We start from the raw sequence: 6950 nt of genomic DNA, 5'->3' as shown, positions 1-6950 counted from the left end.
GCCCGGATCCACCGCTGCCGGGCACCGTAGGAGGCATAGGGCGCCGCGGGGGTGAGGGCTGGGGGAACGATCTCCGGGAGTTGTTCGTCACAAAGGCGGGGAGATCGTCATGACGGGGAGGAACGGGGGGAAGCAGACCTCTGTCACTTTGCGCGTCGGCATGGCACGATCCCCCGTAAGTTACTGACGGGACATCAGTTTGGGGGCACTGGTATGGGTTCGGGCAAGCGCGGCCTGGTCGCAGCGGCCGTGACCGTTGTCTGCGCGGTCACCGTTCTGGGGGTCCCAGGGACGGCGTTCGCGGCTCCTACACCGACCCCGAGTGCCTCACCGTCCGTGTCGAACAACGACCTTGAGGCCGTGCGCAAGAAGCTGGACAAGCTCTATCACTCGGCCGCCGTCGCCACCGACGAGTACAACGCCGCCGAGGAGGCGGCGAAGACGCAGTCCGCCCAGATCGTCGCGCTGGCCAAGAAGATCGTCGAAGGTCAGGAGAAGCTCGCCGACCTGAAGAAGCGTGCGGGCGCCGCCGCCGCCGCGCAGTACCGCTCGGGCGGACTGCCCGACGAGGCGCATCTGCTGCTCAGCGACGACCCGCAGGCGTTCCTCGACGGCACGGGCCGGGTGCTGCAGGGGCAGCGCGCGACCAAGGGGCTGCTGGCCGAAATGACCCGCACCCAGCAGGACTTGGAGCAGTACGCCAAGGACGCCTCCGCCCAGTGGCGGAAGCTGGAGGACGGCCGCAAGGCCAAGGCCGCCGCCAAGAAGAAGATCGAGAAGCAGATCGCGGCGGCCGAGAAGCTGGAGTCCCAGCTGGAGGAGGAGGAGAAGGAGCGCCTCGCCGAGCTGGAGGCGGAGGCCGCGCACAAGGCGCAGACCGCCTGGCTGGACTCCGGCATCCTCAAGGACATCAAGGGCGAGGCCTCTGAAAAGGGGCGCAAGGCCATCGAATACGCCACTGCCCAGCTGGGCAAACCGTATGAATGGGGCGCCGAGGGGCCCAAGACGTACGACTGTTCAGGGCTCACGTCGGAGGCCTGGGCGAGCGCCGGGAGCGGCATTCCGCGGACCTCGCAGGAGCAGTGGAAGCAGCTCAAGCGCATCGACATCGAGGACATGCGCCCCGGCGACCTCATCATCTACAACGACGACGCCAGCCATGTCGCCCTGTACGTCGGCGACGGCGCGATCATCCACGCCCCGCGGCCGGGGCGGACGGTGACCGTCGCGGGGGCCGGATCGATGCCGATCCTCGGAGTGGTTCGACCCGATGCGTGAGCATTGAGGCCGACTTGCGGGCGGGTGGCGTGTGAGGTGTTGGGGCCGTCGGGCGTGATCCCTGCCACGTGACCCAACCCACGTCACCCAGTTCTCCGTCTGTGTATTGACGTGACGTTCGTCATCCCTGGGCGTCCGCCACGCTGTCCAACTGCGGTAGGGAACGCGGCATATGACAGCGGCCAGCGCCCATTCGGCGTGCGCCACACCATTCCGTTGCGGCGCCGACAACCGCTATGGTCCCCGTCGGTGGATCGAGACCCCTCGTTCCACCAGCCCTCGGGGGGGAGGGAAGGAACTCAGACGATGCCCGTACCCATACCGCGGCAGAGAGCGATCCCGGCCGTGGAAAGTGGTCAGGCGCAGGCCGCGTCCCCAGGCGGCACCTCCACGGAAGAGGCCCCGCGTAAGGAAACAACGGTCGAGAACACCAGCCACACCAACCTGACGCTGCTGCTGATCGAGGACGATCCCGGCGGCTCCGCGATCGTGCCCGAGCTGCTCGACTCGACCGGCAAGCCGATCCGGGTGCGCACCGCCCGCAACCTCACCGAGGCCGAGCGGCTGCTCACCGACGACGTGCACTGCATCCTGCTGGACCTCGCGCTGCCCGGCCGGAGCGACGACGAGGACGAGCTGGGCGTGCTCAAGCACGTCCTGGAGCTCGCGCCCCGGCACGCCGTCCTCGCCCTCACCGCCTCCGGTGACGCCGAGCGCGGCGCGGAGGCCGTGCGCGTCGGCGCCCAGGACTATCTCTTCCGGGACGAGCTGGACGGGCGGCTGCTGAGCCGGGCGATCCGGTACGCCGTGGAGCGGAAACGTTCCGACACGGCCGAGCGCCGGCTCGCCGAGGGCCGGATGCGCGCCCAGGAGAACCGTCGTCTGGAACGCGGTCTGCTGCCGACGCCGCTGCTGGAGGGCTCGTCGCTGCGGTTCGCCGCGCGGTATCGCCCGGGGCGCTCACGTGCGCTTCTGGGTGGTGACTTCTACGACGTCGTCCGTACCGCGGACGGCACCGTGCACGCCATGATCGGCGACGTCTGCGGCCATGGGCCCGACGAGGCCGCGCTCGGTGTGGAGCTGCGGATCGCCTGGCGGGCGCTCACGCTGGCGGGGCTGTGCGGCGACGAGCTGCTGGGCACGCTGCAGCAGGTCCTGGAGCATGAGCGGGCCGACGACGAGATCTTCGCGACGCTGTGCACGGTGGACATCGCGCCGGACGGCCGACGCGCCGGGCTCTGCCTGGCCGGACACCCCTCCCCGCTGCTCGCCCGGCCGGGGCGGGCGGCACGGCTGCTGCCGTACGACAACAACGGGCCCGCGCTCGGGCTGCTGCCCGGGGCTCGCTGGCCCCGGATGCAGGTGGAGCTCGGCGCGGAGTGGTCCCTGATGCTCTACACCGACGGCCTGATCGAGGGACGCGTCGGCGAGGGGCGGGAGCGGCTCGGGCAGGACGGCATGGTGTCCATGGTCCGTCGGCAGCTGTCCGAGGGGTTGCGCGGGGAGGCGTTGCTGCGGGCCGCGGTCAATGAGGTCCGGGACCTCAATGGGGGCGAGTTGGCGGACGACGTGGCGGTGTTGTTGCTGGATCGGGGGGTTTGAGGGGCGCGTCGACGTCCGGGGCGGGGTCGGAGTCGCGTCTCGCACCTCGCGGCGAAGCCGCGGACTGCAGATCGATATAGCCCGCGTCCCTTCGGGCATCGGCATGGTCCCGGGGCTTGGGTGGCTGGCCCCTGGGGGCGTCGTTCGGCGCTGGCCCTTGAGGAGGCGTCGTGTCAAGCAGCTGCCGCTCAGCGGCCGCCGTTCCACGGGCCGTACGGGCCGTCGCTGCTCGAGCCCTTTCTGCTGCGGCCGCCGCCGGGGAGGCCCTTGATCGCGGGGCGTACGTCGACCATGTACACGATCGTCGCGATGAGGCCGATGATCGGCAGGAACGACAGGATGTTGAAGATCAGGTTCACCACGAAGGCGAGCCCGAGGATGATCATCCAGAACGGCTTGGTCTGCTTGTCGGCCGCGCGGTAGGCGTCCTCGCGGCGGATGGCCGCGTCGATCAGCGCAAAGCCGCTGAAAAGGATCAGGGCCATGCTCATCAGCCACATGAACCCCGCGAAGCCCTGCATCAGCACTACGTCCACCACCCGACTCGGCTCGTACCTACGCGGTCACCGTACCCGCAACCGCAGGCCGGCTACCCGAACAACGGGCCGAGCACCTGTTAAGTGCCCGGCCCGTGCGCGATGGTCCCGTTTCACCCGCCCGGGTGACCTGGGGGTACTCGGAACGGGTTGGTCGAGGGGGTCGAGGGGTTACTTGGCGGGCGGAGTCGTCTTCTTGGCGGTGGTCTTGCGCGCGCCCGTGGTCTTCTTGGCCGGGGCCTTCTTCGCCGGGGCCGCCTCGGCGGCGGGCTCGGTCCGGGCCGGCTTGGCCTCGGCCTTCCGCCCGTTGTCCACGCCGTTCGCCTTGTCCGTCCTGACCTCGACCGGCTCGGCCTTCGGCTCGACGGCCACGGCGAACTCCTCGATCTCCTCGGCCGCCTCGCCGCGCCAGGTCTTCACGGTCTGCTCGCCGTGCTCGGCGACCTTCTCGTAGGTCTCGCGGGCCTTCACGGCGTACTCGGCGGCGACACCGAGGGTGCGCAGCGCGATGTCCTGGGCGCTCTCACCGAACTTCTTCAGGTCGGCGTCGAGGTTGCTGCCGAGCTTCTTGAAGTCCGCGTCCAGGTTGGTGCCGAACTTCTTGATGTCGGCGTCCAGGCTGCTGACGAACTCGTTGACCTTCGTCTGGAAGCTCTCCTGAGCCTCCTTCGCCTTGGCACCCGCCTCCTTGGCGCGGGCGGTGGCCTTCTCCTGGACGGCCTTGGGGTCGGTGTTGCGCACGGCCTCGAACCGCGCCGGCGCCTCGGCGCGCAGCTGCTCCACCAGACCGGGCACCTTCTTGGCCTGCTGAAGGGCCAGGTCGGCGGTGCCGGCGGCGAAGTAGAGCGGAGTCGGGTCGCTGAGGGTCTTACGCAGGTCGTCGGTGATGGCCATGGTGATGGTCCTCCCGGTTTGCTCTGAGGTGAGGGTTTTGGGTCCCCGTGATCGGCCGGGCCGATGCTTGCCGACGCGGACGGGGGTCGCGCGTACGGCAGCTCGCGGTCAGCCCGCCGACTGCTGGGGGTCGATCGGGTTCTCCGGGTCGGCGGCGCTGCCGTCGGAGGTGCGGGTGTTGCGGGTCGTGCGGGTGGCACGGTTGGTGCCGGTCGTGCGGGTGGTGCCGGTGCTGCTGGCCGTACGGGTACGGCGCGAGGCGGGCTTGCGGTCGGCGTCGGTCGTACCGGTCGAGCCGTTCGTGCCGCCAGTGCGGTCCGCGTCGGTCGTATCGCCCTGCTCGGAATGCACCGCGTCCTGGCCCGCCGAGACGGCTTCGGCTGCTCGCTGGACCGCCTCGGCAGCCTCGTCCGTCTCCCCCGCCTCAGGGGATATCCCGAACCCGTTCTCCTTGCGGAAGGATTCGTAGATCTGGAGCAGTACCTGCTTCTGCCGCTCGTTCAGCGTGGGATCGGCGAGTATGACGGCACGCGTCTCCACCTCGTCCCGGTCCCGCTCGGCGTCGAGGATGCCGGCCCGCACGTACAGCGTCTCCGCGGAGATCCGCAGCGCCTTGGCGACCTGCTGCAACACCTCCGCGCTCGGCTTGCGCAGCCCGCGCTCGATCTGGCTCAGATACGGATTGGACACCCCGGCGGCATCGGCGAGTTGCCGCAGTGACAGCTGCGCCGTGCGCCGCTGCTCACGCAGATACTCACCGAGATTGCCGACGTTGAGCGATGCCATGCCTCCACCTTGCCCCACCGTCGCTAACTATTGCAAGCACCCGCTTGCAAAAGTGCGCCATGCCACTCCGAACGGGCCCGCTCTCGGAGATCTCCGGCCGAGCCGGTGCTGTCTCGCTCTTTCTGAGCCGCTGTCGCGCTTGGCCGCCTACGGTTGTCCGACTGGTGACAAGGCGACGGGGGCAACGATGCGTATCGCGGTGACTGGGGCGGCGGGCAGCCTGGGCGGGCGGGTCGTGGGGTTGCTCGCGGACCGGGGCGACGTGGACGTCGTAGCGATGACCAGGCGGAGGCTGCCTGCCGGGACGTTTCCGCCGCAGGTGGAGGTCGCCGTCGCCGACTACGCCGATCCACCCGCTCTGCGTGCGGCGCTGAAGGGCGTGGACACTCTGGTCTTCGTCTCCAGTGACGGGCCCGACGCACGGGTGCTGCTGCACCACCGCAATGTTGTAGCCGCTGCGGCGGCTGAGCGCGTCGGCCATGTCGCGGCGCTGAGCAGCGTCGACGCCGACACGGCGTCCCCGTTCTGCTATGCCGTGGTCAACGGGCTCACCGAGGGTCTGCTTCTGGCTTCCGGCATCCCGTGCTCGTTCGCCAGGGCTTCGCTGTACATCGAGTTCTTCCAAGGCTGGCTCACCGAGGCACGCGCGACCGGGCTGCTGCGGCTTCCGGCAGCGGACGGCCGGGTCTCTCTGGTGGCGCGCGACGACGTGGCGCGCGCCCTCGCCGCACTCGCTGTGGGTGAGCCGACGGGCCGTCACCATGACATCACGGGGCCCGAGTCGGTGGACCTGGCAGGCATCGCCTCGATCACGGCGGAGGCGTGGGAGACGCCTGTCACCTACGTGGACATCCCGGCTGACACGTACTGTGCCGAGATGGCGGCGACCGGCCTGGATCCCTGGTGGCTCTACGCCTTCTCGTCCATGTTCGCCTCGGTGCGCGAACAGCGCTGGGATCGAGTCCGAAACGACTACACCCAGCTGACCGGCCGCTCCCCTCTCGCTCTCCGCGACGTCCTGTCAGCGCACGGGTGAGAACCAAACTAAAGCTCCCTCCGCACCGTCGCCAAGCCGTGGTTCGTCCAGCAGCTCCGCACCATCGCGCACACCTTCAGGTTCCGGTGACCGGGACGAGGGTCAAGTACGTGATGCCAAGGATGTTGCGGTAGCCGTCAGCCCAGGACGACCGCTGGCGGTCGACTCGTTCGCGGGTCTCGGCGGCACCGTCGACGTCCGTGAGATCGCCCGGCGCAGCGGGGTCGGCATGGGCACGCTCTACCGCCACTTCCCGACCAAGGACGACCTGCTCGCCACCGTGCTGGAACAGCAGTTCACCTCCTGGCTCACCGCCGCCCACGAGCAGGCCACCGCCACCGAGGACCCCTGGCAGGCACTGGCCGGGTTCTTCGAGCAGATGCTCACCACGCAAGCCGGCAACCGCGCCGTCATCGAGAGCTACGCCAGCACCGGCGGCCCCACCAGCTCCTGCGCCCAGCGCTGCTACTCCTTCATCGACGAGCTGCGCACCCGCTGCATGAACGCCGGCCTCCTGCGCCCCGACGTCACCACCGCCGACCTGGTCCTGCTCAGCGGCTCCCTGAGCCAGGCCGTCCTGACGACCGGCGACACCCACCCGGGCCAGTGGCGCCGCCTCCTGCACATCTCCCTGGACGGCCTCAGCAGCCGCAACACCGAACCGCTGCCCGAGCCTGCGGCCCACCTGCACCCACCCAGGAACGACTGACCCACTGCGCGGCGCACTTGCCACACCCAGAGGGCCCGCCAGCTTCCCCGACCGACCCCGGCGTCCAAGAAGGCGCGCCACGCCCATCCCCTCCCCCCGGCCCCACGAC

The 6950-nt window shown here is 69.8% G+C and carries 7 protein-coding genes; 4 read left to right on the top strand and 3 right to left on the bottom strand.

Going from position 1 to position 6950, the window contains the following annotated elements; genetic code table 11:
- The first annotated feature begins 213 nt into the window (after positions 1 to 213).
- Positions 214 to 1278, top strand: a complete 1065-nt coding sequence (locus tag L0P92_RS40260) for a C40 family peptidase (protein WP_234768094.1) — start codon at positions 214 to 216, stop codon at positions 1276 to 1278.
- A gap of 306 nt (positions 1279 to 1584) precedes the next feature.
- A complete protein-coding gene (locus tag L0P92_RS40255; protein WP_234768093.1) occupies positions 1585 to 2880 on the top strand; it encodes a PP2C family protein-serine/threonine phosphatase in 1296 nt (431 codons plus the stop codon).
- Positions 2881 to 3068: 188 nt separating this feature from the next.
- On the opposite strand, the gene L0P92_RS40250 is transcribed toward L0P92_RS40255, so the two are convergent.
- The 3 genes from L0P92_RS40250 to L0P92_RS40240 form a co-directional block, all read right to left on the bottom strand.
- Positions 3069 to 3401 carry a DUF2516 family protein gene (locus L0P92_RS40250; RefSeq protein WP_234768095.1) on the bottom strand — a complete coding sequence of 111 codons (333 nt, stop codon included), beginning with the start codon at positions 3399 to 3401 and terminating at the stop codon, positions 3069 to 3071.
- Positions 3402 to 3587: 186 nt separating this feature from the next.
- A complete protein-coding gene (locus L0P92_RS40245; protein ID WP_234768092.1) occupies positions 3588 to 4310 on the bottom strand; it encodes a hypothetical protein in 723 nt (240 codons plus the stop codon).
- A 108-nt stretch (positions 4311 to 4418) separates the two neighbouring features.
- The gene (locus L0P92_RS40240; protein ID WP_234768091.1) at positions 4419 to 5096 is read right to left on the bottom strand and encodes a helix-turn-helix domain-containing protein; all 678 of its coding nucleotides are present in this window, start codon (positions 5094 to 5096) and stop codon (positions 4419 to 4421) included.
- A gap of 187 nt (positions 5097 to 5283) precedes the next feature.
- On the opposite strand from L0P92_RS40240, the gene L0P92_RS40235 reads away from it, so the two are divergent.
- Together L0P92_RS40235 and L0P92_RS40230 are read left to right on the top strand one after the other, a co-directional pair.
- Complete coding sequence (locus tag L0P92_RS40235; RefSeq protein ID WP_234768090.1) at positions 5284 to 6132, top strand: NAD(P)H-binding protein; 849 nt, start codon at positions 5284 to 5286, stop codon at positions 6130 to 6132.
- A 154-nt stretch (positions 6133 to 6286) separates the two neighbouring features.
- Positions 6287 to 6841, top strand: coding sequence for a TetR/AcrR family transcriptional regulator (locus L0P92_RS40230; RefSeq protein ID WP_273634152.1), 555 nt, complete (start codon positions 6287 to 6289; stop codon positions 6839 to 6841).
- The last annotated feature ends 109 nt before the right edge of the window (positions 6842 to 6950 follow it).

The sequence above is a fragment of the Streptomyces muensis genome, from assembly GCF_021474425.1.
Taxonomy (GTDB): domain Bacteria; phylum Actinomycetota; class Actinomycetes; order Streptomycetales; family Streptomycetaceae; genus Streptomyces; species Streptomyces muensis.
The sequence above is the reverse complement of the archived record's forward strand: the minus strand, read 5'-3'. Positions and strand labels throughout refer to the sequence as shown.

Coding starts and splice junctions, on each gene's coding strand:
- L0P92_RS40255 (WP_234768093.1), top strand. CDS start 1,585: ATGCCCGTACCCATACCGCGGCAGAGAGCGATCCCGGCCGTGGAAAGT.
- L0P92_RS40250 (WP_234768095.1), bottom strand. CDS start 3,401: ATGCAGGGCTTCGCGGGGTTCATGTGGCTGATGAGCATGGCCCTGATC.
- L0P92_RS40235 (WP_234768090.1), top strand. CDS start 5,284: ATGCGTATCGCGGTGACTGGGGCGGCGGGCAGCCTGGGCGGGCGGGTC.
- L0P92_RS40260 (WP_234768094.1), top strand. CDS start 214: ATGGGTTCGGGCAAGCGCGGCCTGGTCGCAGCGGCCGTGACCGTTGTC.
- L0P92_RS40245 (WP_234768092.1), bottom strand. CDS start 4,310: ATGGCCATCACCGACGACCTGCGTAAGACCCTCAGCGACCCGACTCCG.
- L0P92_RS40240 (WP_234768091.1), bottom strand. CDS start 5,096: ATGGCATCGCTCAACGTCGGCAATCTCGGTGAGTATCTGCGTGAGCAG.